Source organism: Pseudomonas sp. Z18(2022), assembly GCF_036346535.1.
Classification (GTDB): Bacteria; Pseudomonadota; Gammaproteobacteria; order Pseudomonadales; family Pseudomonadaceae; genus Aquipseudomonas; species Aquipseudomonas yamanorum_A.
Genome location: NZ_JAOTOA010000031.1, coordinates 20,447 through 45,280 on the forward strand (window position 1 = coordinate 20,447; position 24,834 = coordinate 45,280).

27 protein-coding genes are annotated in these 24,834 nt (G+C 62.9%); 11 read left to right on the plus strand and 16 right to left on the minus strand.

Translation table 11 applies throughout. The features are described from left to right. Positions 1 to 9 precede the first annotated feature (9 nt). The 3 genes from V3W39_RS31230 to V3W39_RS31240 all read left to right on the plus strand — a co-directional run bounded on the left by V3W39_RS31230 (position 10) and on the right by V3W39_RS31240 (position 2,612). Complete coding sequence (locus V3W39_RS31230; protein ID WP_330214020.1) at positions 10 to 783, plus strand: N-acetylmuramoyl-L-alanine amidase; 774 nt, start codon at positions 10 to 12, stop codon at positions 781 to 783. Between the two features lie 150 nt (positions 784 to 933). Then, on the plus strand, positions 934 to 2,334 hold the full coding sequence (locus tag V3W39_RS31235; RefSeq protein ID WP_177077880.1) for an aspartate aminotransferase family protein: 1,401 nt from the start codon (positions 934 to 936) through the stop codon (positions 2,332 to 2,334). A gap of 53 nt (positions 2,335 to 2,387) precedes the next feature. Beyond that, on the plus strand, positions 2,388 to 2,612 hold the full coding sequence (locus V3W39_RS31240; RefSeq protein WP_003209001.1) for an MbtH family protein: 225 nt from the start codon (positions 2,388 to 2,390) through the stop codon (positions 2,610 to 2,612). A 135-nt stretch (positions 2,613 to 2,747) separates the two neighbouring features. Here V3W39_RS31240 and V3W39_RS31245 read toward each other — a convergent pair whose 3' ends face one another. Genes V3W39_RS31245 through V3W39_RS31280 form a run of 8 tightly spaced genes read right to left on the minus strand, consistent with a single transcriptional unit; the run spans position 2,748 to position 8,875 of the window. Continuing rightward, positions 2,748 to 3,671 carry a metal ABC transporter solute-binding protein, Zn/Mn family gene (locus V3W39_RS31245; RefSeq protein WP_177077878.1) on the minus strand — a complete coding sequence of 308 codons (924 nt, stop codon included), beginning with the start codon at positions 3,669 to 3,671 and terminating at the stop codon, positions 2,748 to 2,750. Continuing rightward, entirely contained in the window at positions 3,671 to 4,570 is a 900-nt protein-coding gene (locus V3W39_RS31250) for a metal ABC transporter permease (protein ID WP_029300631.1), read from the minus strand. The genes V3W39_RS31245 and V3W39_RS31250 overlap by 1 nt, the downstream gene beginning before the upstream one ends. Next, the gene (locus V3W39_RS31255; RefSeq protein WP_259201087.1) at positions 4,567 to 5,313 is read right to left on the minus strand and encodes a metal ABC transporter ATP-binding protein; all 747 of its coding nucleotides are present in this window, start codon (positions 5,311 to 5,313) and stop codon (positions 4,567 to 4,569) included. Before V3W39_RS31255 ends, V3W39_RS31250 begins: the two co-directional genes overlap by 4 nt. Next, positions 5,310 to 6,230 carry a metal ABC transporter substrate-binding protein gene (locus tag V3W39_RS31260; RefSeq protein WP_177042807.1) on the minus strand — a complete coding sequence of 307 codons (921 nt, stop codon included), beginning with the start codon at positions 6,228 to 6,230 and terminating at the stop codon, positions 5,310 to 5,312. Before V3W39_RS31260 ends, V3W39_RS31255 begins: the two co-directional genes overlap by 4 nt. 26 nt (positions 6,231 to 6,256) lie before the next feature. Beyond that, positions 6,257 to 6,814, minus strand: coding sequence for a DUF6162 family protein (locus tag V3W39_RS31265; protein WP_177121931.1), 558 nt, complete (start codon positions 6,812 to 6,814; stop codon positions 6,257 to 6,259). Beyond that, the gene (locus V3W39_RS31270; RefSeq protein WP_177042805.1) at positions 6,811 to 7,140 is read right to left on the minus strand and encodes a hypothetical protein; all 330 of its coding nucleotides are present in this window, start codon (positions 7,138 to 7,140) and stop codon (positions 6,811 to 6,813) included. Before V3W39_RS31270 ends, V3W39_RS31265 begins: the two co-directional genes overlap by 4 nt. Further along, complete coding sequence (locus V3W39_RS31275; protein ID WP_177042804.1) at positions 7,137 to 7,676, minus strand: thiamine pyrophosphate-binding protein; 540 nt, start codon at positions 7,674 to 7,676, stop codon at positions 7,137 to 7,139. Before V3W39_RS31275 ends, V3W39_RS31270 begins: the two co-directional genes overlap by 4 nt. Next, positions 7,673 to 8,875: a PepSY-associated TM helix domain-containing protein gene (locus V3W39_RS31280; RefSeq protein ID WP_177077870.1), complete on the minus strand. Its 1,203-nt coding sequence runs from the start codon at positions 8,873 to 8,875 to the stop codon at positions 7,673 to 7,675. Before V3W39_RS31280 ends, V3W39_RS31275 begins: the two co-directional genes overlap by 4 nt. Before the next feature lie 251 nt (positions 8,876 to 9,126). Between V3W39_RS31280 and leuC the strand changes: the two genes are divergently transcribed. The 3 genes from leuC (at position 9,127) to V3W39_RS31295 (ending at position 12,661) form a co-directional block, all read left to right on the plus strand. After that, positions 9,127 to 10,548 (plus strand): 3-isopropylmalate dehydratase large subunit, encoded by a 1,422-nt coding sequence (gene leuC, locus V3W39_RS31285; protein ID WP_330214021.1) that lies wholly within the window; start codon positions 9,127 to 9,129, stop codon positions 10,546 to 10,548. Next, a complete protein-coding gene (gene leuD / locus V3W39_RS31290) occupies positions 10,545 to 11,159 on the plus strand; it encodes a 3-isopropylmalate dehydratase small subunit (RefSeq protein ID WP_330214022.1) in 615 nt (204 codons plus the stop codon). The genes leuC and leuD overlap by 4 nt, the downstream gene beginning before the upstream one ends. A gap of 266 nt (positions 11,160 to 11,425) precedes the next feature. Further along, the gene (locus V3W39_RS31295) at positions 11,426 to 12,661 is read left to right on the plus strand and encodes an MFS transporter (protein ID WP_330214023.1); all 1,236 of its coding nucleotides are present in this window, start codon (positions 11,426 to 11,428) and stop codon (positions 12,659 to 12,661) included. On the opposite strand, the gene V3W39_RS31300 is transcribed toward V3W39_RS31295, so the two are convergent. From V3W39_RS31300 to V3W39_RS31310, 3 genes are all read right to left on the minus strand, one after another. Beyond that, positions 12,642 to 13,556, minus strand: a complete 915-nt coding sequence (locus V3W39_RS31300) for a LysR substrate-binding domain-containing protein (protein ID WP_330214024.1) — start codon at positions 13,554 to 13,556, stop codon at positions 12,642 to 12,644. The two genes, V3W39_RS31295 and V3W39_RS31300, sit on opposite strands and share 20 nt — an antisense overlap. Before the next feature lie 87 nt (positions 13,557 to 13,643). Further along, a complete protein-coding gene (dctA, locus tag V3W39_RS31305; protein ID WP_003207293.1) occupies positions 13,644 to 14,948 on the minus strand; it encodes a C4-dicarboxylate transporter DctA in 1,305 nt (434 codons plus the stop codon). A 99-nt stretch (positions 14,949 to 15,047) separates the two neighbouring features. After that, positions 15,048 to 15,923, minus strand: coding sequence for an alpha/beta fold hydrolase (locus V3W39_RS31310; protein ID WP_177077860.1), 876 nt, complete (start codon positions 15,921 to 15,923; stop codon positions 15,048 to 15,050). A gap of 333 nt (positions 15,924 to 16,256) precedes the next feature. On the opposite strand from V3W39_RS31310, the gene V3W39_RS31315 reads away from it, so the two are divergent. The 3 genes from V3W39_RS31315 to V3W39_RS31325 are packed head-to-tail and all read left to right on the plus strand — an operon-like array spanning position 16,257 to position 18,955. After that, positions 16,257 to 17,480, plus strand: a complete 1,224-nt coding sequence (locus tag V3W39_RS31315) for an SfnB family sulfur acquisition oxidoreductase (protein WP_330214025.1) — start codon at positions 16,257 to 16,259, stop codon at positions 17,478 to 17,480. A gap of 3 nt (positions 17,481 to 17,483) precedes the next feature. Continuing rightward, positions 17,484 to 18,149, plus strand: coding sequence for a methionine ABC transporter permease (locus V3W39_RS31320; RefSeq protein WP_259201286.1), 666 nt, complete (start codon positions 17,484 to 17,486; stop codon positions 18,147 to 18,149). 35 nt (positions 18,150 to 18,184) lie between these two features. After that, on the plus strand, positions 18,185 to 18,955 hold the full coding sequence (locus tag V3W39_RS31325) for a MetQ/NlpA family ABC transporter substrate-binding protein (protein WP_177042794.1): 771 nt from the start codon (positions 18,185 to 18,187) through the stop codon (positions 18,953 to 18,955). A gap of 138 nt (positions 18,956 to 19,093) precedes the next feature. On the opposite strand, the gene soxR is transcribed toward V3W39_RS31325, so the two are convergent. After that, complete coding sequence (gene soxR / locus V3W39_RS31330; RefSeq protein WP_330214026.1) at positions 19,094 to 19,543, minus strand: redox-sensitive transcriptional activator SoxR; 450 nt, start codon at positions 19,541 to 19,543, stop codon at positions 19,094 to 19,096. A 90-nt stretch (positions 19,544 to 19,633) separates the two neighbouring features. On the opposite strand from soxR, the gene V3W39_RS31335 reads away from it, so the two are divergent. Beyond that, entirely contained in the window at positions 19,634 to 19,996 is a 363-nt protein-coding gene (locus V3W39_RS31335) for an antibiotic biosynthesis monooxygenase (protein WP_177042792.1), read from the plus strand. Here V3W39_RS31335 and V3W39_RS31340 read toward each other — a convergent pair. The 4 genes from V3W39_RS31340 to msuE are packed head-to-tail and all read right to left on the minus strand — an operon-like array spanning position 19,988 to position 24,057. After that, on the minus strand, positions 19,988 to 21,091 hold the full coding sequence (locus tag V3W39_RS31340) for a sigma-54 interaction domain-containing protein (protein ID WP_169385844.1): 1,104 nt from the start codon (positions 21,089 to 21,091) through the stop codon (positions 19,988 to 19,990). The genes V3W39_RS31335 and V3W39_RS31340 overlap by 9 nt on opposite strands. A 12-nt stretch (positions 21,092 to 21,103) precedes the next feature. Then, the gene (locus V3W39_RS31345) at positions 21,104 to 22,291 is read right to left on the minus strand and encodes an acyl-CoA dehydrogenase family protein (protein ID WP_177042791.1); all 1,188 of its coding nucleotides are present in this window, start codon (positions 22,289 to 22,291) and stop codon (positions 21,104 to 21,106) included. 47 nt (positions 22,292 to 22,338) lie between these two features. Further along, on the minus strand, positions 22,339 to 23,484 hold the full coding sequence (gene ssuD / locus V3W39_RS31350) for an FMNH2-dependent alkanesulfonate monooxygenase (RefSeq protein WP_330214027.1): 1,146 nt from the start codon (positions 23,482 to 23,484) through the stop codon (positions 22,339 to 22,341). A 9-nt stretch (positions 23,485 to 23,493) separates the two neighbouring features. After that, complete coding sequence (gene msuE, locus V3W39_RS31355) at positions 23,494 to 24,057, minus strand: FMN reductase (protein ID WP_088425167.1); 564 nt, start codon at positions 24,055 to 24,057, stop codon at positions 23,494 to 23,496. 397 nt (positions 24,058 to 24,454) lie between these two features. On the opposite strand from msuE, the gene V3W39_RS31360 reads away from it, so the two are divergent. Next, a complete protein-coding gene (locus V3W39_RS31360; protein WP_177077854.1) occupies positions 24,455 to 24,724 on the plus strand; it encodes a hypothetical protein in 270 nt (89 codons plus the stop codon). Positions 24,725 to 24,834 lie beyond the last annotated feature (110 nt).

The window sequence follows — 24,834 nt, forward strand, 5'->3', positions numbered from 1 at the left end:
ACAGCCTCCATGTTGGTCATCGATTCCACGTACCCCGCAACAGACTTTAACGGCCGTAACGGCGAAGCCGTGCGCCAGGTGATTGTGCACTACACCGCCGCGCCTTTTGCCTCGTCGCTGCAGACACTGACCTGCGGCGGCGTCAGTTCGCACTACCTGTTGGCCGATCCTCATGACCCGAGTTACCGCGCAGCGGGTTATCAGGAGTTGCGGGTCTTCCGCCTGGTGGATGAAGCCCACCGCGCGTGGCATGCGGGCGCCAGCCATTGGGCGGGGCGCGATAACCTCAACCGCAGTTCCATCGGCATTGAAATCGTCAACCTGGCGCGGGATGAGGCCGGTGTGTTCAGCTTTCCTGCGTATGGGCAGGAGCAGGTCGACGTGTTGATTGCCCTGATTCATGACATCCAGGCACGCTACCCGGCGATTGGCCCCACCGACATGCTCGGGCACTCAGACATTGCCTATTGGCGCAAGAGCGACCCCGGGCCTCGTTTGCCGTGGCGTTGCCTGTTCGAAGCAGGCGTAGGCGCCTGGTTTGAGGACACCGCCAAGATCGCCTATCAACGCTGGTTCGACATCGGCCTGCCGCCCGAGGTTGAAGTCGAACGGGCGTTCCAGCGCTACGGGTACGCCCCGGCGAAAAATCGCCTGGGGTTTCAGCAGCGTGTCCGCGCGTTCCAGATGCATTTTCGCCCCTGTGACTACAGTGGGCGGCTGGACGCGGAGACCTGCGCCATCCTGTATGCGTTGAATGAAAAATACACCGGGGTCGTCGGGTAAATCCGCTAAAGCGGTTTTTAACGACCACAGGTGTAAATCCTCCCCGCGCTGATGCGTTTCCAGAACAGGAAATCCGTGCGCTGCCCTTGGGCCAGACGCCAACGGGTTGGCAGTTTGGTCACCATCATCAGCGTATTGAGGGATCGAGAGATGTCAGTCGCTACCAGCCGTATTCAAGAGACCCTGGCGGTCCCTGCGGAAACGCTCTATCAGTTCGACGAAACCCCGCTGCTGGCCCGCCAGCGCCAGCAGGAGTCCAATGCCCGCAGTTATCCGCGACGCATTCCCCTGGCCCTCAAGCGTGCGCGCGGGATTTACGTCGAGGACGTCGAAGGCCGCAGCTTTATCGATTGCCTGGCGGGCGCCGGCACCCTGGCGCTGGGGCACAACCACCCGGTGGTGATCGAAGCGATTCGCCAGGTGCTGAGTGATGAATTGCCGTTGCACACCCTGGACCTGACCACGCCGGTCAAGGACCAGTTTGTGCAGGACCTGTTCGGCCTGCTGCCGCCGGCGCTGGCGCGGGAAGCCAAGATCCAGTTCTGCGGCCCCACCGGCACCGACGCGGTGGAAGCCGCGCTGAAACTGGTGCGTACCGCCACCGGGCGCAGCACCGTGCTGTCGTTCCAGGGCGGTTATCACGGCATGAGCCAGGGCGCCCTGAGCCTGATGGGCAGCCTGGGGCCGAAAAAGCCGTTGGGCGCACTGCTCGGCAATGGCGTGCAATTCCTGCCATTCCCTTACGACTATCGCTGCCCGTTCGGGCTGGGCGGGGCGGAAGGGGTGAAGGTCAACCTGCACTACCTGGAAAACCTGCTCAACGACCCCGAGGCCGGTGTATTGCTGCCGGCGGCGGTGATCGTCGAGGTGGTGCAAGGCGAGGGCGGCGTGATCCCGGCCGATCTCGATTGGCTGCGCGGCCTGCGGCGCATCACCGAGCAAGCCGGCGTGGCGTTGATCGTCGACGAAATCCAGAGCGGCTTTGGCCGTACCGGCAAGATGTTTGCCTTCGAACATGCCGGCATCGTCCCGGACGTGGTGGTGTTGTCCAAGGCCATCGGCGGCAGCCTGCCCCTGGCGGTGGTGGTTTATCGCGACTGGCTCGACACCTGGTTGCCGGGCGCCCATGCCGGGACCTTCCGGGGCAATCAGATGGCCATGGCGGCCGGCTCGGCGGTGATGCGCTACCTCAAGGAGCACGACATTCCCGCCCATGCGGCGGCCATGGGCGAGCGTCTCGGCGAACATCTACGCATCCTGCAGCGTGACTTCCCGCAGTTGGGGGACATTCGTGGGCGCGGGCTGATGCTGGGTGTGGAGTTGGTGGACCCTGCCGGCGCGCCCGACACCCAGGGCCATCCGCCGGTGCATCGCCAACTGGCACCGCTGGTGCAGCGTGAATGCCTCAAGCGTGGATTGATTCTCGAACTGGGCGGGCGACACGGCAGTGTCGTGCGTTTCCTGCCACCGCTGGTGATCACCGCTGTGGAAATCGACCGCGTGGCCGAGATTTTTGGTCGCGCCCTGGCAGCAGCCGTCGCCAGCCTCTAATTTTTTAGCGGGCTGGCACGTTCCTTCTTACATTACACCGACGGAGAACCGTAATGACCTCAGTATTCGACCGCGAAGACATCCTGTTTCAGGTAGTGGTCAACCATGAAGAGCAATATTCCATCTGGCCCGACTACAAGGCTGTGCCGGAAGGCTGGCGTACCGTGGGCAAAAGCGGGATGAAGAAAGAGTGCCTGGCCTACATCGAAGAGGTGTGGACCGACATGCGCCCGCTGAGCCTGCGCCAGAAGATGGATAGCCAGGCGCTGGCTGGCTGACCCATACCTTGAAGGTTGTGAAGATCGAATGTGGGAGCTGGCTTGCCTGCGATAGCGGTGAGTCAGCTTGCATCTCTGTTGACTGATACTCCGCTATCGCAGGCAAGCCAGCTCCCACACTGACCGCGTTTGTCCTTAAGGTGTCAGCGCCTTGATTACCTGATCCACATTGCCTTCCAGCTCCGCCACCGGGTCTGCGCCATCGGTGCCCAGCACCAGCAACTTCGACCCACCCGCCGTGACAGCCGCCTGTACCGCATCGCTTGGCTTGCGGTGATGCAGCACCACGGCCACCTCATTCTCCTTCAGGTTTTCACTCAGTTGCTGCAATGCATCGGGCGTCCAGTCCGTGTCTGCCCGCGCATCGGTGCTGACCAGTTCCAGGTTCAACCCGCTCACCAGGTAACCAAAGTGATCACTCAGGCTGACCACCGTCAGGTTGTCGGCCTTGGCCAGTCGTGCCTCGCTGTCGGCGGTGAGCTTGAGCAGGCGTTGCTTGAGCGCGGCCAGGTTGGCCTCGATCTGCGGCTTGGCCCCGGGTGCCAGGCGGCTCAGGTCGGCGGCCATCACATCGGCCATGCGTCCCATGTTGTTGCTGGCTTGCCACGGCTGGCTGTTCAGGCCGTCGCTGGCGCCCGGCTGCACGGCAATCCCTGGCAAGCCGCCGTCCACCGGGCGAGCGGCGTCGACTTCGACGATGCGGATATTGCTGCGCCGGGCCACCGGGTACAGCGGGTCGTCGGGCCATAACGAGCGCAGGCCGATGGCCGCATCGGCGTCCAGCGCCAGTGTGTTCAGCGCCGGCGCGCCGCGCCCGGTGAAATAGGCGACTTGCCGCGAGCCGGGCAGGTTGGCCGGCGCCGCACGTTCAAGCTGCACGTCGGTGCCTTTGAGCAGCACTTGTGCCAGGCCATAAGTGATCGGCAACGCGGCGAGGACCTTCACCGGCTTGCTCGCGTGAACACCCTGGGGCGCGGGCTTGACGGCGTCAGCCGCCATCACCGGAGCCGCGATCAAGCAGGCGATGGCCAGGGCCAGTGGATTCAGAACGGTGCGCATTATCCAAGATTCCCTTTCAGGCTGGGGACCGTGCCGCGAGCGATAGCGGCGAGGGCGAAGGCGATACCGGCGACCAGGATGATGGCGGCACCGGATGGAATCGGCAGGTCGAAGATGATCGGCAGCAGAATCCCGCACAGGGTGCTGACGGTGGCGATCACCACCGAGATCCAGAAGAAGCCCTTGAGCGACTGACTCAACAGGCGTGCGGCGGCCGCCGGAATCACCAGCAACGCGCCTACGAGGATCGCGCCGATGACCTTGACTGCGGCAACGGTGATCAACGTCACCAGGATCACGAACAGATAGTCCAGGGTCTTCACCGCCACCCCGCGCACCGCTGCCAGTTGCGGGTTGAAGCTGGCGAGCATGATGCGGTTGTACAGCGGCAACGCCAGGGCCATCACCAGCGAGCCGACAATCGCCAGCACCAGCAGGTCATTGCCGTTCACCGTCAGCACCGAGCCGAACAACACGTTTTCGAGGATGTGCACGTTGATCTTGCCCGCCAGAATCAGCAGCAGGCTCGCGCCCAAGGCCAGGGACACCGACAGGAATACGCCGATCAGCGTATCCGGCGCCAGGCCCGTGCGGTTGCGCAGGTAGTTGAGCAGGATGCCGAACAGCAGGCAGTACCCGAACAGGCTGCCGTAAGGCCCGGTGTAGGGTTCCCCCAGCAGAATGCCCACGGCCACGCCGGTCAGTGCGGCATGGCCCACGGCTTCGGAAAAGAACGCAAAGCGCTTGACCACCACCAGCGTACCCAAGCCGCCCAGTACCGGGCCGATCAGCAGCCCGGCCAGCAGGGCGTTGACCACAAATCCATAGGCCAGCGCTTCCGGCAGATACCCGGAAGACGCCCAGCCCTGGACCATCAAGCGAAAGGCTTCGTAGCTCATAAGGCCGTGCTCCGTGGATGGGTGGAGAACAGGGTCAGCAGGCGGTCGGGGGTCAGCGCCTCCTTGGGCGTGGCGTCGAACAGCACGCGGCGGTTCAGGCCGGTAACACGGTCAGCCAGGCGGCCGACGGCTTCCAGGTCGTGTTCGATCCACAGCACGGTGATCCCGGCGTGGCGCCAGTCGTTCAGCAGCCGCTCGAACACCTGGATGCCGGCTTCGTCCAGCGCCGACATCGGTTCGTCCAGCACCAGCAATTGCGGCGCCGGGATCAAGCCCTGGGCCAGCAGCACCCGCTGGCGTTCACCGCCAGACAGGGCGCCCATGCGCCGCTTGCGTTTGTCCTGCATGCCGACCCGTTCGAGTGCTTCGCCAATCGCGGCGGCGTAATGTCTGGACAGCCCGAGAAACGCCGGACGCCGCTGGCACATGGCAGCCATGAAGTCGTCGACGGTCATCGGCAAGCCGCGGTCGAACTCCAGCGCCTGGGGCACGTAGCCGATGGTGCCCGGCACATCGGGCCAGTGCAGGCTCAACTGGCCCTGGTGCGGTGTTTGCCCCAGCAGGGTTTTGATCAGCGAGCTTTTGCCGCCGCCGTTGGGGCCCACCAGCGCGTGGATGCTGCCGGGCTGGACCTGGAAACTCACCGCGTCGAGGATCACCGTGCGGCCCAGGGTCAGCGCCACTTTATTGAAGTCGAGGGTCGGGCCAACACTGACCACCTTCAAATGTTCCGCCGCCGTCATGCCCCGGACTCCTGGATCGCCCGTACCACGGTGTTGAGGTTGCCGGTCATTTCCACTTCGTACTTTTCAGCGCTGTAGTCGCCATAGGAAATGTGCGACAGCGGGTACAGCTTCACGCCCGACTCACGCTGGATGGTGTCGACGTAGCTGGACGGGAAATCCATCTCCGAGAAGATCACTTTCACGTCCAGTTCCCGCAGTTGATCGATGGTTTTCTTCAACTGGCTCGGGCTCGGTTCGATACCGTGGGCCGGTTCTACCACGGCGGTAACTTCCAGGCCGAACTCCCGCAGCAGGTAGTCGTAAGCCGCGTGCACTGTGGCTACCCGCAGGTCCGGGTTGGGCGCGCTGGTGAGTTTGGCCAGGGCGTCGGCGCGCATCTGGCGCAGGCGCTTGCCGTAGGCGCGGGCGTTCTGGGTGTAGGTCTTGGCGTTGTCCGGGTCGAGCTTGCCCAGTTCCCGGGCGATGTTATTCACCTGGGCAATCGAGGCGCTGATGGACAGGAAGGTGTGCGGGTTGACTACCTTGCCGGCACCGCGCGCGGCGTTGCCGGTGGCGGCCAGCAGCGGCACGTTGGCGTTGGCTTCGATCACCGGGATGTCCGGGCGCTCGCTGGTGGCGATCATGCGGTCGGCGAAATCGTCATGGCCCACGCCATTGAGCACGATCACATCGAGGGTGCCGATGCGCTTGATGTCTTCGGCGCGGGGTTCGTAGGCGTGGGGGTTGAAGCCGGCCGGAATCAGCGGGACGACTTCGGCCTTGTCCCCGACAATATTGGCCACATAGCTGTAATAAGGATGCAGGGTGATGCCGATGCGCAGGCGTTTGGCAGGGTCGGCGCTGGCCATTGGCGCCAGCAGCAAGGTGAACAAGCCCGCGAGCACCAGGCGTAAAAATGGAGATGAAATAGACATGGTCTTCTCTCGGCTACAGCGTGAATTCAATGACGATGCTGGCGGGTGACACCCGCATCGAACTGCGCGACCACTTGTTGCCAGCCCGCGCTGATCAGCGCCTGGTCAGTGAGGTCGGTGGGGGCGGTGAGGTTGGCGCTGCGGTTGAGCCAGATGTCCGGCTCGGCTCCACTGATGCGCATCAGCAGTGAACCGCTGAGGGCCGGGGTCTGGCTCAGGCCCAGGTAGGCGGTGTCCAGCAACTGCCAGCGGTGGTCGCCACGGCTCACCGAACTGGCGTCCTGGGCGAAGGGTGCAAAGCCTTCTTCGGCCAGCTGTTCAGGCGTCGGCAGGGCGCTGTGTTCCTCCTGCAGCAAATGGATTTCGTCCAGGGTCACCCGCAGGTCGGCGTAAATGCCTTGCTCGGCTGCGCTGAGGTCGCGGCGGGCGTCCAACTGGTGGCTCGGTACCGCAGCGATCTCCTGGCTTTCACCGCGCAAGGCCACCACTGTGCCGGCAACGGCGAGGATGATCAGGCACAGCAGCAGGACGTACAGGGTTTCGTGCCCGGCACCGGCCGGGCGAACAACGTGAGTCGTGCTCATTGGGGCTGGATATCCGCTTGGTCGATTTCCACCACGTGGCCGGGGCCGGCATCAAACAACACGTAGAACTCGGCGGACGGTTTCTTGAAGGTCAACTTCGAGTCTTCACCCAGCTTGCCGGGCACCAGGATGGTTTCGTCGTAGCCGATCACGTCCAGGGTCACGCCCGGGGCGCCGCTGCCATCGGAGAAACCGCCGGTGCACTGGATCTGCTCGCCGGCGATTTCCTTGCATTCGCACATCGGGTTGTGGGCGAGGGCGACGGTACTGAAACCGGCGCCGAGGATCAGCACGCCACAGGCGCGGGCCAATTGCTGCAAGGTCATGGTTTGACTCCTCGTTTTTTCAGCCAGTCGATGGTGGCCGGCGATGCCTGGCTCAAGGGAATGGAGGCCTGGTGCATGGCGCCGTCCCAGCCTTCCATGGTGATCCACACTTCGGCGTCCAGCGGCGTGCGTTCAGGGATCGGCAGCGCGGCGCCCATGCGGTACGGGGTGCCGAAGAAAATCACCCCGGCGGCCCGCAGGCTGCGGGGCTTGCCGATGCGCAGGTAGGTCGCCTTGACCTGGTCGGTGCAGGTGTCGCACAGGGCCGCGTTGAAGGATTTCATCGGGCCCGCCGGATTGGGGCGCGGCGGCTCGTTGCGTAGCTCTGCGAGCTTCAGGCTCCAGGGGCCGACCTGTACGTCACCGATCTCCCGTTCACCCAGGCCGCTGTCACCGCGAAACAGCGCGGCGTCGGCGAAGTACTTGGGCATGAAGCCGAGGGGCACCAGCAACAGCAGGATATTGATGTGGAAGCGCCACTTGAGCCAAAAGGCCCGCAGCGGCGAGGGCGGTTGAATCGTCGTGGCCTTGTTCATGGATTGGCCTCCGTTGTTTCAGCCTGCAAGGCCTGGATTTTCGCCGGTTGACGGGACGCCTTGGCTTCACGTTTCAGGGCATTGAGGGTGGCCAGGGCCGTGCGTTTGGTCCAGATCAGCAAGCCGCTCAAGACCATCATGCTCAACACCAGGCCGAAGAAGGCCCAGATCAGCTTGATCCAGATACCGCCAAAATCCCCGGTGTGCAGCGGGCGCATGGATTCGGTGACGAACTCCAGGGCCGATCGGTCGGACAGCAGGTGCGAGGCGGCGATTTCGCCGTTGTACGGGTTGATTTCCGCAGTCTGGAACATCAGCGGGTACCAGCCACGCCCGCCGATGCGCAGGTGGCTGTAGGCGTTGCTGGGCAGGCTCACAAAGCTGGCCTCAAGCCCCGGAATCCGCTGGGTGGCGATGGTGATCGCCTCGTCCAGTGGAATCATGGGCGCCGGCACGCCCGGGGCGGACATCGGTACTTTGTCGCGGGCAATCGCCGGGACGATCGGCTCGCTGGAAATGGTGATCTGGTTATCGCCCAGGATCGCCTGGATCAGGAACCAGGTGCCGGTGATGGAGATCACCGCGATAAACCAGATCGACCAGATGCCGCTCAACCGGTGGAAGTCGCCCCAGAAAATCCGCGCACCGTGACGAATGCGCAGCGTTGGCCTGAAAAAACCTTTCCAGAAGCGCTTGTAGACCACGAGGCCGGTGACCAGCGAGGCCAACAGCGGCAAGCCCAGCAGCGAGACCAGGTACCAGCCCCAGCTGTAACCATTGGTGAAAGGCACCAGCCACCAGCCATGCAGGGCACGGGTAAATTGCTGGAAGTTGAACGATGGGCTGATGCCCTGGATCACCCCGGTATACGGGTTGACGTAAACCTCCAGCGAGCGCCCGTCGGGGTAGCTCAGGTCGGCGCTGAGGGCGAAGTGCGATTCGTCCGGGCGGCTCAGGGATTCGACGATCACCTGGGGTTCGGCACGCTTGATGGCGCCGATCACCTGGTCGTAGGTGAGCGGTTCGGCATCGTCCGACGGCTTGCTGGCGCGGATGTCCGGGTTGGCCAGCCAGACGATCTCCTGGCTGACCACCGCCAGGGTGCCGGTGACGCAGACGATCAGCACAAAGAACCAGATGGGCAATGCCAGCCAGCTGTGCACGAGAAACCAGAGTTTTGAGCGTGACTTCTTCGACATGTGAATGAGGGTCTTGATCGGAGGGGGGCAGTAAAGGCCCGGAAAACGCCACCCGTAGCTTTTGCTGACGCGAGCGGCTGTATCTAAGTTAAGACGGATGAGAAACGCAAAACCCTAAGGCGGATATGAAAGTAAATGTTTCAGATACTCATTCATGCAACACGAAACATGTTTCGAGTCATCACCAAGGCGGGATTGATGGGGCGGGGGCGCTGCCTATGATGGAGTCATACCGTTGAGCGAGCCCCATAATGACTTCTGCCAGAACCCTCTACGACAAACACATCGATTCCCACACGGTGTGCCGCCTGGATGACCAGGGCCATGTGCTGCTGTACATCGACCGCCAGGTGATCAACGAATACACCAGCCCCCAGGCCTTCAGCGGCTTGCGCGAGGCGGGCCGCGGCGTGTGGCGCCCCGGCACGGCGCTGGCGGTGGTCGACCATGTAAACCCCACCACGCCCAAGCGCATCGCGGCCATGCCGGATGCGGGCGGCGCGCGGCAAGTGTCGTACCTGGCGGAAAACTGCCGGGACTTCGGGATTGAACTGCTGGACATCCTCGACAAACGCCAGGGCATCGAACACGTGATCGCCCCGGAGCAGGGTTTTATCCTGCCGGGCATGGTGATCGCCGCCGGCGACAGCCACACCACCACTTACGGTGCGTTGGGCGCGTTCGGCTTTGGCATCGGCACGTCGGAAATCGAGCATTTGCTGGCCTCGCAAACCCTGGTCTACAAACGCCTCAAGAGCATGCGCGTGACCGTGGACGGTACATTGGCCCACGGCCTGACCTCCAAGGACGTGATCATGGCGCTGATCGGCAAGATCGGCGCTTCGGGCGCCACCGGCTACGCCATCGAGTTTCGTGGCTCGACCATCGATGCCCTGAGCGTCGAGGCCCGCATGACCATCTGCAACATGGCGGTGGAAGCGGGCGCACGCGGTGCCTTCATGGCGCCGGATGAAAAAGTCTTCGCCTACCTCAAGGGCAAGCCCCGGGCGCCGAAGGGCGAATTGTGGGAACGCGCCCTGGTGGGCTGGCGCCAACTGCACTCGGACGCCGACGCGGTGTTCGACCTCGAAGTGCAACTGGACGCCACCGCGCTGGAGCCGATGGTCACCTGGGGCACCAGCCCCGACCAGGCCGCGCCCATCGGCGCCCGCGTGCCGGACCCGCAAGACGTCAGCGACCTGATCCTGCGCCAGGACATGCGCCGCGCCCTGAACTACATGGGCCTGGAGGCCGGCATGCTCTTGAGCGAGATCGTCATCAGCCACGCGTTTATCGGCTCCTGCACCAACGCCCGCATCGAAGACCTGCGGGACGCTGCCAGCGTGGTGCGCGGCAAGCACGTGGCCGACCATGTGCGGGCGATGATCGTGCCGGGCTCCACTGAAGTGCGCGACCAGGCCGAAGCCGAAGGCCTCGCCGCGATCTTTATCGACGCCGGTTTTGAGTGGCGCCAGTCCGGCTGCTCGATGTGCCTGGCCATGAACGACGACGTGCTGGAGCCGGGCGACCGCTGTGCCTCCAGCACCAACCGCAACTTCGAAGGCCGCCAGGGCGCGGGTGCCCGCACCCACCTGATGAGCCCGGCCATGGTCGCCGCCGCCGCCATCACCGGCCGCCTGACGGACATTCGCCACTTTGGAGACCGCACATGAGCCTGCAACCCTTTACCCGCATCACCGGCAAAGCCGCGCCGATGCTGGCGGCCAATATCGACACTGATGTGATCATGCCCAAGCAGTTTCTCAAGGGCATCGACCGCAACGGGCTGGATCGCGGGTTGTTCTTTGACTTGCGCTTCTTGCCTTCGGGCGAGCCTAACCCGCAATTCGTGCTGAACCAGCCGGCCTGGCAGGGCGCGAGCTTTATGGTGGTGGGGCCTAACTTCGGTTGTGGTTCCAGCCGCGAGCATGCGGTGTGGGGCTTGAAGCAGATGGGCATTCGGGCGCTGATCGGCAGCAGCTTTGCCGGGATTTTCTATGACAACTGTCAGCGTAATGGGGTGTTGTTGATCACGCTGGAGGAGGCGGTGTTGCAGCGGCTGGGGCAGACGGTGAGCCAGCCTGAACAGGCGCAGATCAGTGTGGACCTTGAGGCCCAGGAGATTCGGTTGGCGGACGGGCAGGTGATTTCGTTCCAGATTGATACGTTGCGCAAGACTGCGTTGTTGCTGGGGTTGGATGCTATCGGTACTACGTTGCAGCGCAGTGAGCAGATCAGGGCGTTTGAACGCGAACATCTGGCGGCCAATCCCTGGCTTAGCTGAGCAAGATCACCTGTGGGAGCTGTCGAGCTTCAGCGAGGCTGCGATGCAGGCGCTGCGGTGCTGCAGGTGTACCGCGGTGATCCCATCGCAGCCTCGCTGAAGCTCGACAGCTCCTACAGGAGGGGTGCAGTTTTCCAATGCGATCGTTCCCACAGGGGGGCAGTTCGCCAATTAGACTCAGCACCTTACGTTGACACGTTGGGCACCGTGGGCTTAAGTGGACCGCGACATGGAGGTTGGTCCGTCACGGAAAAAGGAATTTCAGCGTGTGTAACCGCAATCCCGAGTTCGCCCTCTCGACCCGAAACGCCCGCCTGATCATCTTCGCCCGGGGTGTTTCGGATTTCGGCGCGTTCCTCAACATGGTGGCCTTGTCCACTTACGTCTACTGGCTCAGCCAAAGCGTGGTGTTTGTCAGCCTCTTCCTGGCATGCCGCGTCACCGGCGGCATTGTCGCCAGCCTGTTCGGCATCCCGTTTTTCCGGCGCTTTGCCGGGCGTGGCACGTTGGCGGGGCTGGACCTGGCCCGGGCGCTGTTGCTGACGCCGTTGCTGGTGTTGATCCCGGACCTTCAGCTTAGTGTGCTGCCCTTTATCGCCTTCGGGATCGGCTTGTGCAATTCGCTGTTTGCCATCGGTCTGAACAGTCAGTTACCGACCTGGGTCGCGCTTGAGCAGCGGGTTTCCACCAATGCGTGGATCACTTCAGCGGCTGCCACTGGTGCGGTATTCGGCAGTTTGCTGTCCGGGTTGTTGATCGCCACCGGTGGGTTCGAGGCGGTGTTTGCCGTCAACATCGCCACTTATATTGTGGCCGCCGGCTTGATCCTGCCGCTGCGCGGGCTGTACGCCGTCGCCATGGCCGTGCATCGCGGCCTCTCGGCGGAATGGCACGAACTGAAGAAAGGCTTGCGCGGCGCCCCGGTGCTGGCCGCCATGTTGCTGATCAGCATGCTCGATACCCTTGGCAGCGCTGCCCATAACGTCGGCTGGCCGGTGCTGTCCCAGTACATTTCCCCCGACACGGCAAACACCGTCATGGGCTATCTGCTGGCGGTGTGGGCTTGCGGCAAGTTTATTGGCGCACGCCTGGCCAGTGCGGTTCTAAAAAGCCGTGGCACCCAAGGCATGGAACGGATGTTCATGGCCGGTGTAGCGCTGATGTCCAGCGGCTTTATCCTGACCTTCCAGCAAACCGAACTGTGGCTGGCGTTGGTACTGGTGGTGTGGGCCGGGCTGGGAGATGGCGTATCCGAGGTGGCCCTGGTCTCCCGCGCGCAAAGTGAACCCGATAGCCTGCGCTTGCCGCTGTTCAGTCTATTGACCCTGATTCAGATGGCCGGCTTCGGCGTGGGCATGCTGGTGGTCGGGCCGTTCTACCTGACGTGGACGCCGGCCCAGGTGATTGTGCTGTTCCACGGGCTGCCGTTGAGTGCCCTGGTGGTCATGGGGTTGTGGATGGGGTTCAGGACTCAGCGGGGTATCAGATCGACAACCCCTTGAAGTGCTCCCGCAAGAACTCCACACACGCCCGCAGCTTTCCGGAGTACGCCAACCGCGTCGGATACACCGCCCACACGTTGGCGCTCTGGGTATAGTCGTGCAGCACCTGCACCAGTTTCCCTTGCTCCAGCAGCGGCTTCACATCCCACATCGACCGCAACAACACCCCACGCCCATCAAGTGCCCATTGCAAGACAATCTCTCCATTGTTGGACGACAACGGCCCGCGCACGCGCACGCTGTCCTGCACGCCATCGCGCTCCAGGTGCCAGATGCCAAAGGCGTTGTCGCGCTCCTTGAGCACCAGGCAGTCGTGCTGTTCCAGATCGCCCAGGTGCTGCGGTGTGCCACGGCGTTCGAGGTAGGCGGGCGCGGCACATAGCACCCGGCGGTTGCTCACCAGCCGGCGGCCGATGTGTTGGCCGGGGATGTCGTCGCCCACACGGATCTCCAGGTCGAAACCTTCGCTGACGATGTCCACCACGCGGTCGAACAGGTCCAGGCGAATCTCCAGGTCCGGGTATTGCTCAGCCAGCAGCGACAGGGCCGGCGCCACATGGTTGCGGCCGAAGCCGAAGCTGCTGCACAAATGCAGATGGCCGCGAGGGCTGTCGTGGGCGTCGGAGAGTTCGTCGGACAGTTGCTGGAAGTCTTCGAGAATGCGCACGGCCCAGCGCTGCACGCGCTCACCGTCTTCGGTCAGGGCGATACGCCTGCTGGTGCGGTGCAACAGGCGGGTGGCCAGGGTGGTTTCGAGAATCTGGATACGCTTGCTGACGTAGGCCGGGGACAGCCCCAGTTCATCGGCAGCCGCAGCAAAGCCGGCCTTGCGGATCACGGTCAGGAATACCCGCAGGTCTTCAGGTAGGGGCACGGTATCTTTCTTGTTAGTCATCAGAAACAGGCGTGGCGGCATGAGCCGCCAGAATAGCACCGGTGTGGTGAGGGAGCTGCTTCACCACAGGGGATTGCTACTTAAGGTCTACTCGGCAGCGATCTTCGCCTGCGCAGCAGCCCGCGCATGGCGGCCATGCTTGAGGGCGATGGGCGCCATCTTCTCGCGGTCCAGTTCACCCTCCCAGGCAGCCACCACCAGTGCAGCCACGGCATTGCCGATGATGTTGGTCAGCGAACGGCACTCCGCCATGAAACGGTCAACCCCCAGGATCAGCACCATCGCCGCCACCGGCACCGTCGGCACCACCGCCAGGCTGGCGGCCAGTGCGACAAAACCTGCACCCACCACCGCACCGGCGCCTTTGGAGGTGAGCATCGCCACCGCCAGAAGCGTCAGTTGTTGTTCCAGCGTCAGGTCGATATTCGTCGCCTGGGCCAGGAACAGCACCGCCAGGGTCATATAGATGTTGGTGCCGTCCAGGTTGAAGGTATAGCCGGTGGGCACCACGATGCCCACCACGCCTTTGGAGGCGCCGAGGCTTTCGAGTTTCTGGATCAGTTGCGGCAAGGCAGACTCGGAGGAACTGGTGCCCAGCACGATCAACAGCTCGGCCTTGATGTAGGTCAGCAGCTTGAAGATGCTGAAACCGACATACCGCGCGATGCTGCCCAGCACCACGGCCACGAAGAAAAACGCGGTGACGTAGAACGTGCCCACCAGTTTCAACAACGGCAACAGCGAACCCAGGCCGTATTTGCCGATGGTGAAGGCGATCGCCCCGAACGCACCGATCGGCGCGACGCGGCTGATCATCCCGACGATGCGGAAGAACACTTCGCTGGCCTGGTTGATCACACCCACCAACGGCCGGCCTTTCTCGCCGATCATCACCAGCCCGAGGCCGAACAGCACCGACACAAACAGCACCGGCAGGATTTCACCTTTGGAGAAGGCGTCGAAGAAGGTGGTCGGAATCACGTGCATCAGGAACCCGGTGACGCCTTCACCATGTTCGGCCTGGCCGACAAAACCGGCGATGGCCGAAGTGTCGAGGGTCTTCACGTCAATGTTGAACCCCACGCCCGGGTGCAGCAGGTGCGCGGCGAGGATGCCGATCACCAGGGCGATGCTGGAGACAATCTCGAAATACAGCAGCGCCTTGCCGCCCACACGTCCCACCTGCTTCACGTCGTGCATGCTGGTGATGCCGGAGACCACCGTGCAGAAGATGATCGGGCCGATGATCATCTTGATCAGCTTGATAAACCCGTCGCCCAGGGGCTTGAGGTCGATGCCCACCTGGGGCCAGTGGTTGCCGATCAACACGCCCAGCACAATGGCGATGATCACCTGCACATACAGGGTTCCCAGCAGTTTTCTGATTGTCATTTTTATTATCTCGAGACGTTTTTTGGGCAAGCAGATCCCGTCGCAGGCCGTTTCAAGCCTGCGGGGCGGGATCGATCAGATCAGCGGTTTACTAAAGCCTCAGCGAAGGAAGGTCAGGACTTCGCCGAGCAACAACTCGGGGGCTTCTTCAGCGATGTAGTGGCCGGCCGGCAGGGCCTTGCCACGTACGTCGGTGGCGACTTTCTGCCATTCCTTGAGGGGTTCGAAGCAGCGCCCGACGGTGCCTTCGGCGCCCCACATCACCAGCAGCGGCAGGTTGAGGTGGTTGCCGTTGTCGAGGTCGGCGCGGTCGTGCTCAAGGTCGATGCCGGCGGCGGCGCGGTAGTCTTCGCAGATGCCGGTGGCGGTGCCGGGCAGTTTCAGGCAGCGCAGGTATTCGGCGAAGGCTTCATCGGTGAACGGCTTGAGCCCGGCACTGCGGCTGCCCATGACGCTGCGCAGGTACAGTTCCGGGTTGCCTTCGATCAGGCTCTCGGGCAACGGCGCCGGGCGGATCAGGAAGAACCAGTGCCAGTAGGCGCGGGCAAAGGCTTCGTCGGTCTGGGCATACATCGCAAGCGTCGGGGCGATGTCCAGCAGCACCATGCGCTGCACGGCCTTGGGGTGGTCCAGGGCCAGGCGATGGGCGACGCGGGCGCCACGGTCGTGGGCCAGCACCGAGAACTCATCAAAGCCCAGGGCCTTCATCAACTCGACCCCGTCGCGGGCCATTTCGCGCTTGGAATAGTTGGAGTGTTGGTCACTGGCGGCGGGCTTGCTGCTGTCGCCATAACCGCGCAGGTCGGCGGCGACCACGGTGAAGTGTTCGGCCAGTTGCTCGGCGACCTTGTGCCAGATGACGTGGGTCTGCGGGTGCCCGTGCAGCAGGAGCAGGCCGGGACCCGCGCCGCCTTTGCGGTAGCTGATGTCCACACCGTTGACGTGGCGCTGGTCTTTTTGGAATCCGGCGAACATGGAATGACTCCTTGTGATGATTGCCTGCATCCTGAAATCACATGGCGCCTGGGGCAAGGGGGAAAACGTGGAGGGGTTGTTCATGAAGTGTGTTGAAGCCCGATCTTTCAGGCAATGCAGGTCAACTGTAGGAGCTGGCTTGCCTGCGATGCAGGCAACTCGGTGTATCAGTCGCACCGAGGTGTTGCCCACACAACAGCAAACCGGCAGTTTGCTGCGCCGTGGGCGGTCTGCCGCGCGCACATCAGGCGCAAACCCTTGTGTTTGATAGCCTGGCGCCTCAGGCACAGAAGCTGCAATGCCTCAGGTAAATCATTCGCCCGAGAGCGTTGTATGTCTGTACTGCCTGTATCTGCCGATTACCCGATTCACACGCCCCACGCCGAGCTGATCCGTGACGAGGCCCAGGCCCTGGCCGTTGCCCACCAGGTCGCCGCCGTATTGCTGGAGCAAGACGCCGAACGCGACCGCACCCGCCAGGTGCCGGCGGACGTGGTCGACCTGTATTCCAACAGCGGCCTGTGGGGCATCAGCGTGCCCCGCGAGTTTGGCGGCGCCCAGGTGTCCTACGCGGTGCTGGCCCAGGTGATTGCGATTATCTCGGCGGCCGACCCGTCGCTTGGGCAAATCCCGCAGAACCATTACTGCCTGCTGGAAGACATCCGCCTGCAAGGCACGCCCGAGCAGCAGGCGTACTTTTTTGGCCTGGCGCTGGAGGGGCATCGGTTTGCCAATGCGCTGTCGGAAACCGGCGGCAAGAACGTCCAGGACATTCAGGCGACCATTCGCCGGCAAGGTGACGGTTATGTGATCAACGGCCGCAAGGGTTATTGCACCGGTTCGCTGTACGCCCACTGGCTGGCGGTGCTGGCGCTGGATGAGCAGCAGAATGCGCAACTGGCGTTTGTGCCCCGCGGCACTGAAGGCCTGGTGGTGGTCGACGACTGGGACAGCATGGGCCAGCGCACCACGTCCAGCGGTACGGTGTTGGCCGAAGACCTGAAGGTGCCGGCGTTCAACCTGTTTCCTACCCATCGTTCCTACGATTCGCCAACCTTGGCCGGCCCTTTCGCGCAACTGACTACCGCTGCCATCGACGCCGGCATCGCCCGTGCCGCGTTGCGCGACACGGTGCAGTTCGTCCGGCAATTCGCCCGCCCATGGATCGATGCCGGGGTGGAAAAAACCAGTGAAGACCCGCTGACCATCATTCAGGTGGGCGCGCTGGATATTCGCCTGGAAGCGGCAGAGGCCTTGCTGGAGCGCGCCGGAAAAGCCCTCGACGCCGCACGCCCGGCGCCCGATGAAGACAACGTCGCTCACGCTTCCCTGGCCGTCGCCCGGGCCAAGGTGCTGACCACCGAAATCGCCATCGAAGCCAGCAACAAGCTCTTCGAACTCGGCGGCACCCGGTCAACCCTGAAGAAGCACAACTTCGATCGTCACTGGCGCAATGCCCGGGTGCATACCCTGCATGACCCGGTGCGCTGGAAGTACCACGTGGTGGGCAACTGGTTGCTCAACGGCGCCAAGCCCCCGCGTCACGACTGGTCTTGAATCATGGCCGAGCTGTTTAAACACATCTATTGGGCCGACATCGGCCAGGCCTGCCTGGAAACCCTGAGCATGCTCAGCGCCGCCCTGGGTTTTACCGTGTTGCTGGGGTTGCCGCTGGGGGTGGTGTTGTTCCTCACCGGCAAGCGCCAGTTGCACGAAACCCTGGTGGTGTACCGAGCGCTGTCGGTGGTGGTGAACGTGCTGCGTTCGCTGCCGTTCATCATCCTGCTGATTGTGCTGATCCCGGTGACCACCTTGCTGGTGGGCACCTCATTGGGCGTGCCCGGCACGATTCCGCCGTTGGTGGTGGGCTGTACGCCGTTCTTCGCGCGGCTGGTGGAAACCGCCTTGCGCGAAGTCGACCGTGGCGTGGTGGAAGCCACCCAGTCCATGGGCGCCAGCACCTGGCAGGTGATCCGCCACACGCTGTTGCCGGAAGCCCGGGGCGGCCTGCTGGCGGCGGTCACCGTCACCGCGATTGTGCTGGTGGACTACACCGCCATGGCCGGGGTGATTGGCGGCGGTGGCCTGGGCGACCTGGCCATCCGCTACGGCTATCAGCGGTTCCAGACCGACGTGATGGTGGTCACCGTGTTGCTGCTGTTGGTGCTGGTGCAGGCCCTGCAGATGACCGGCGACCGTCTGGTGGCGCGTTACAGCCGGCGTTGAAACCTATTCCTAGAACCACTGCTTTCGGAGCAATCATGAAAAAATCCCTGGCCATTTTGGCTGCTGTCTTCTCCCTGAATGCCGTCGCCAACGAGACGTTGGTGGTGGGGGCCACGCCCGTGCCGCATGCGGAGATCCTCGAATTCGTCAAACCGGTGCTGGCCAAGGAAGGCGTGGACTTGCAAATCAAGGTATTCACCGATTTCATCCAGCCCAACCAACAACTGGCGCTGAAGAATATCGACGCCAACTACTACCAGTACCGGCCGTTCCTGGATGACTACAACAAGACCCGGCATACCAATCTGGTGCCGGTAGTGGGCGTGCACATCGAGCCGTTCGGCGCTTATTCGACCAAGATCAAAAATATCTCGGAGTTGAAAGACGGCGCCACGGTGTCGATCCCCAACGACCCGGTCAACACTGGCCGCGCGCTGGTGCTGCTGGATGAAGCCGGCCTGATCAAGCTCAAGGACCCGAGCAATACCCTGGCCACCCCGCGGGACATCGTCGAAAACCCCAAGCACCTGAAAATCCGTGAACTGGAAGGGGCATTGCTGGCCCGCTCGGTGAGCCAGGTGGACCTGGCATTCGTGTTCGCCAACTACGCCCTGGAAGCGGGGATCGATACCAACAGTGCGTTGATCGTCGAGAAGGGCAAGAGCCTGTACGTCGAGTATCTGGTAGCGCGCCCGGACAACATCAACGACCCCGGCATCCAGAAGCTGGCCAAGGCGTTGAATTCCGATGAAGTACGCCAGTTCATCCTGACCCGCTACAAAGGGCAGATTGCCCCGGGTTTCTAAGACCCAGACCGATCTAAGGTGGGCGCTGGCTTTTGTGGGAGCCGGGCTTGCCCGCGATAGCATCACTGCGGTTTGCCAGAAAAACCGAGGTGCTTGCATCGCAGGCAAGCCAGCTCCCACATTGAGTGGGTTCACACATCAGGGATCAGGGGTGGGCTCCAAGAGTTGTGCGCCGGGGCCGCGCTCACCGAGTACGTCGTCGTGATTGCGCAACGGGCAGGCCTCCAGCGACAAACACCCGCAGCCAATGCAGCCACTGAGTTTGTCCCGCAGCAGCATCAGCTTGTCGATGCGCTGGTCCAGGTCTTCACGCCATAGCGCAGACAGGCGCTCCCAGTCGGCTGCGTTAGGCGTGCGACCATCGGGCAGGGTTTGCAGCGCCTCATGGATCGTCGCCAGGGGAATGCCCAAACGCTGGGCAATCTTGATCACCACCACCCGGCGCAACACGTCCCGCGGGTAGCGCCGTTGATTGCCGGCGTTGCGGTTGCTCTTGATCAACCCCTTGGTTTCATAGAAGTGCAGCGCGGTGACTGCCACGCCGCTACGGGCCGCCAGTTGGCCGACGGTAAGTTCTTTGTTGACCATGAAAAAGCCCTTGACCTTGACTTAACTAGAGGTTTTACCCTGCGTGGCATCGAATCGCAAGATTGTGCCTACAGTGAGAGGGGAATGTTCATGCAGGTATCAGAGAAGCGTCTGAGTTTTACCCAGATGGTCGAGTTCCAGATCGAACCGCAGCAGCAATCGGCTTTGGTGGCGGCCCTGTCATCCCAAAGCGAGCGTCTGGCCCAAGGCCATGGCGGCTTTATCAATGCCAGCGTGCAGGTCAGCGATGATGGACGCCGGGTGCTCAGCTACCTGCAATGGCGCTCCCGCGAAGACGGGGAGGCGGCCTTCAAGTGTTTTGAGCACGGTGAGGAAGATTTCTGGACGCTGATCCGCGCCCACCAGGCCACGGCAGTCACCTTCGGTTCGTTCCAGGTGCTGCGCAGCATCGAGCGCAGCCATGACAACGCCTTGCACTGCCGCCTAAATTGACAGGTGCAGCATGCGCTCGCCCTGCACGTTCTCGCCGGGGCGTCGCTTGTTTACCGCCAGTTCACCGATCTTGATCAAACGGGTTCGCGTCACGTTGCGGCTCAGGCCCAGCAGGTTGGCGGTGTGCACCTGGTTGTAATGGCTGAAGCGGTAGGCGGCGCGCAGCAGCGCATCCTCGACCTTTTCATGCAGGGCGCCGGCCTGTTCTTCGAAGAGTTTTTGAAAGGCTCGCTCCAGCAAGGCTTCGGCGCTGTTGTCGATGCCGTGCTGGTTGTCGTCCTGACGCTCGATGCGCATGTTCGACAGGCGCAGGTCGTCGCGCTCGATCACGCCGTTGCGGCAGATCAGCAGGGTGTGGTGGATCACGTTTTCCAGCTCGCGGATGTTGCCCGGCCAGCTGTAGCTTTTGAGTTTCTGCTCGGCCTCGCGGCTGATGGTGATCGGGCCGTAACCCAGGCGCTGGCTGTAGGCTTCGATGAAGTGCCGGGTCAACGGCAGGATGTCACCGGGGCGGTCCCGCAGCGGGCTCAACTCCAGGCTGACCACGTCGAGGCGGTAGTACAGGTCCTCGCGGAAATGCCCGGCGTTGATGGCTTTTTCCAACTGAACGTTGGTGGCGGCCAACACCCGCACGTCGATGGGAATGCTTTTGCGTGAGCCCAGGCGCACCACTTCGCGCTCTTGCAGGACACGCAGCAGCTTGACCTGAATCGCCATCGGCAAGTCGCCGATTTCATCGAGGAACAGGGTGCCGCCGTCCGCCTCTTCGAACCAGCCAGCCTTGGCGCTGAGGGCGCCGGTGAAGGCGCCTTTTTCATGGCCGAACAGCTCGGCCTCCACCAGGGATTCGGAAAACGCGCCGCAGTTCACCGCCACGAACGGCCGGTTGCGCCGCGCGCTGAGGTTGTGGATATGGCGCGCCACCAGCTCTTTACCGGTGCCGGTTTCGCCGATGATCAGCACGCTGGCTTCGCTCGGCGCGACTTGCTGGATGTGCGCCAGCAACGCCTGGGATTTGGGGTCTTCGAAGACCTGGGCCGTGGCGCGGATCGAGGTCGCAAGAGCGGGCGAGGGCGGTAAGGTTAAAAGCTGCATGGGCACCTCTTTTCAGGAGTAGAACGTCGGAATCGGCAGGGACTGGTTCAACGCCCAGTCCCCCAGTTCGTGGAGTTTGTAGTCCACCGGGTCGTGCAGGGTTTGCGTGCGCAGGTTGCGCCAGTGCCGGTCCAGGCGCAGGGAAGCGTGGGTGGAGCGCGCGCCGGTGACTTCGAACAGGCGGCTGCACAGTTCCAGGCCGTTGCGGGTGGCGGCCACCTTGGCCGTGGCGATGGCGATGGCCAGTTCGCCGCGCTCGCTTTCGCTGAGGCTCGGGCCTTTGGCCCAGGCCTGGTCCAGCAGTTCGGCGGCACGCTCCACCAGCAGGCGCACGCCTTCCAGCGCGACCCAGAATTCGCCGTAGTGGTTGAGTACGTACGGGTCCTGGCGAATGTCCTGCACCGTGGACTTATGCCACGGCCGGGTTTCGGTCAGGGTGTAATGGCGGGCTTCGGCAAAGGCGCCTTCGGCGATGCCGAGGAACATGTGGGTGAAGGTCAGTTGCGCGATCAGCGGGCGTAGGCAGGCGAAGGGTGTGCTCAGCGGGCCGGGGTCCAGGAGCAGTTCCGACTCCTCCACACGTACCCGTTCGAAAGAGGCGCTGCCGCTGTCGGTCTGGCGCTGGCCGATGTTGTTCCAGTCGTTGTGCAAGGTGATGCCGCTGCGCCCGCTGGGAATTGCGGCGATCAGCAGTTTGCCGCCGGCGCTTTCATCCACGGCCGAGGCGATCAGCATTTCCGAGTCGCTGGCGCCGGAGCAAAAACTCTTTTTGCCGGAAAATTCCCGCCAGCCGCCGAAGGCCTTGACCACCGTGCGCGTGTCCAGCGGGTTGAGGGCGTTGCCCCAGAACCAGTTTTTGCGTGCGGTTTGTTCGTACCAGGGTTGCCATTGCTCCGGGCGGGAGAACAGCCGTACGGTGGCGAGCATCAGGTGATGAAAACCGAAGACGTGGGCGATGGAGCTGTCGACCTTGGCGAATTCGCGCACGATCTCCAGGGTCTCGCTCCAGCGGGCGCCGAGGCCGCCGTATTGGGTGGGAATGCTCAGGGCCAGCAGGCCGCTCTGGCGCAGGGCGTCGCGTTCGGTCTTGGGGGTGCCGCCACGTTCGTCGCGTTCGACGGCGGTGAGGGCGAATTCGGCGGCCAGCAGTTTGGCGGTCTGCAACGGTGAGGGCAGGACGCTGTTGGGTTTGGCTGTCACGCGGTGTTCCTCATGGTGTGCCGGGGCGTACCCCGGCAGACGGCAGGTCAGGCCTTGGCTTTTGCCGGCAGCACGTCGTTGGCAATCATTTCGCCGAACGGTCCGGTGAGGTTGGTGACGCCGCGCCCGGCCAGGCTCGCGTAGGGCTCCGGCAGCAGCGGGAACACCAGCTCGGCAAAGCGATACGCCTCTTCCAGGTGCGGGTAGCCGGAGAAGATGAAGCTTTCGATGCCCAGGTCCGCGTATTCCTTGATCCGCTCGGCGACTTGCTGAGGGTTGCCCACCAGGGCCGTGCCCGCGCCGCCTCGCACCAGGCCAACGCCGGCCCACAGGTTGGGGGCGATCTCCAGGTTGTCGCGACGCCCGTCGTGCAGGGCGGCCATGCGCCGCTGGCCTTCGGAGTCGAAGCGCGAGAAGGATTTTTGCGCGGCGGCGATGGTTTCGTCGCTGATGTGTTCGATCAGTTTGGCGGCGGCTTTCCAGGCGTCTTCTTCGGTTTCGCGCACGATCACATGCAGGCGAATCCCGAACTTGACGGTGCGGCCATGGCGCGCGGCGCGTTCACGCACGTCGGCGAGTTTTTCCGCGACGGCAGCCGGTGGTTCGCCCCAGGTCAGGTACACGTCTACCTGTTCGGCCGCGAGGTCGTGGGCAGCGTCCGAGGAACCGCCGAAGTACAGCGGTGGATACGGCTTCTGCACCGGTGGGTAAAGTGCCTTGGCGTTCTGCACACGCAGGTGTTTGCCTTCGAAATCCACCGATTCGCCCTGCAACACGCGGCGCCAGATCTTGAGGAATTCGTCGGTCACTTCGTAGCGTTCGCCGTGATCGAGGAAGCTGCCGTCGCCGCGGTTTTCGTCGGGGTCGCCGCCGGTCACCACGTTGATCAACAGGCGGCCACCGGACAGGCGGTCGAGGGTGGCGGCCATGCGGGCCGAGACGGTCGGCGAAATGATCCCCGGGCGAATCGCTACCAGGTAGCGCAGGCGTTCGGTCAGCGGGACCAGCGCCGAGGCGATCACCCAGGAGTCTTCGCAGGAGCGGCCGGTGGGGATCAACACGCCGTGGTAGCCGAGGTTATCGGCGGCCTGGGCGACTTGTTTCAAATAGTTGAGGGTGACCGGGCGAGCGCCTTGGGTGGTGCCCAAATAATGGCCGTCACCGTGTGTAGGCAGAAACCAGAAAACATCCATGACAAATCCTTAAGCGATTTTCAGCAGAGAGGTGGGATGCGCGGCAAACAACGGCGCGGCGCGTTCTGCAGCAAGGCGAATGCGGGCCTTCAAGGGCTCACTGGTTATTTGGTAATCGGTGAAATCGGCCTCGGTGGCGTACACGCCAATCGGCAAGGTCAAGGCCTGGAAGAAACTGAACAGCGGGCGCAACTGGTGATCGAGTACCAGCGCATGGCGTTCGCTGCCGCCGGTGGCCGCCAGCAACACCGGGGTGTTGATCAGGGCGTTGAGGTCCACCAGGTCGAACAGGTGCTTGAGCAGGCCAGGGTAGGAGCCGCGATACACCGGGGCGGCGACGATCAGCAGGTCGGCCTGTTCGATGGCTTGCAGTTGGGCTTCGACGTCGGCGGGCAGTTCCTGGCGGGACAGTGCGCCGCCCAGCGGCCGGGCAATGTCGCCCAATTCAATCAGGGTGGTCTGGATCGGCAATTGATTGGCCAGTTCGGCCAGCACCGCCTGGGTCAACACCAGGGTGCGGGACGGACGCCAGGTTCCGCCGGAGAGGGCAACGACATTCAGTGGACGGGTCATCAACAGTTCCTTTTTCAACAGTGGCTCAGGGCAAGAGCAGTAGCGGGGCTTGAGCAAGAGCTGTACCAAGCTGCGTAGCCCTTGACTGGCGCGGGCTGTGGGCCAGGTGTTGGAAAATGGCGGTGTTGTCTGCCTGGTGTTTTGTTGAATGACTGTTGCCTGGGCAACAGTTGCCAGGCGAACAGTGGCGTGAGCGTTGAAGCCATTTATAGAGGGTTGTGTTTATTCCGTAAATGAACGTATTTCCATATTTATAGATCTGTATGGAATATGTGGTGCGACTATCACCAGCGTCGCAAAGGTTGATAGCGACTATCACGGCGCGTGATTTTTCACCTTGAAGGGGCGGGAGTAGCCTGTGCTCATTGACTTCAACCCGTTTCGCAGGACCTTCGCCATGAACCGCTTTCTCGCCATTTCCGTATTGCTTGTCACCTCAGTCCTTGCCGGTTGTGCGACACCGTCGTCGCCTGAACTGCGTGGTTACTCGGCTGAAGAAAGCAAGGAGCTGGCGCTGGAAGCCCTGAGCCGCCGAGGCCTGTCGTTTGATGAATACCAACAGAAGAAAGCCGAACTGACCGGCCAGCCACAGAAAAGCTTTGGTTTTGACCGTCAGGGCGAGATGAATGCCGAGCGCGGTATAACGCTGCACGGTCGCCCCAGCTGAGTCAGTGGCCAGGTCGATGAGCCCGAGGTTTCCCACAGGAACCTCGGGCTTTTTGTTTGCCATCCGTTTCCCGGAGCCTGTTAAGCTGAATTTCAGGAGCGTTCCTACGC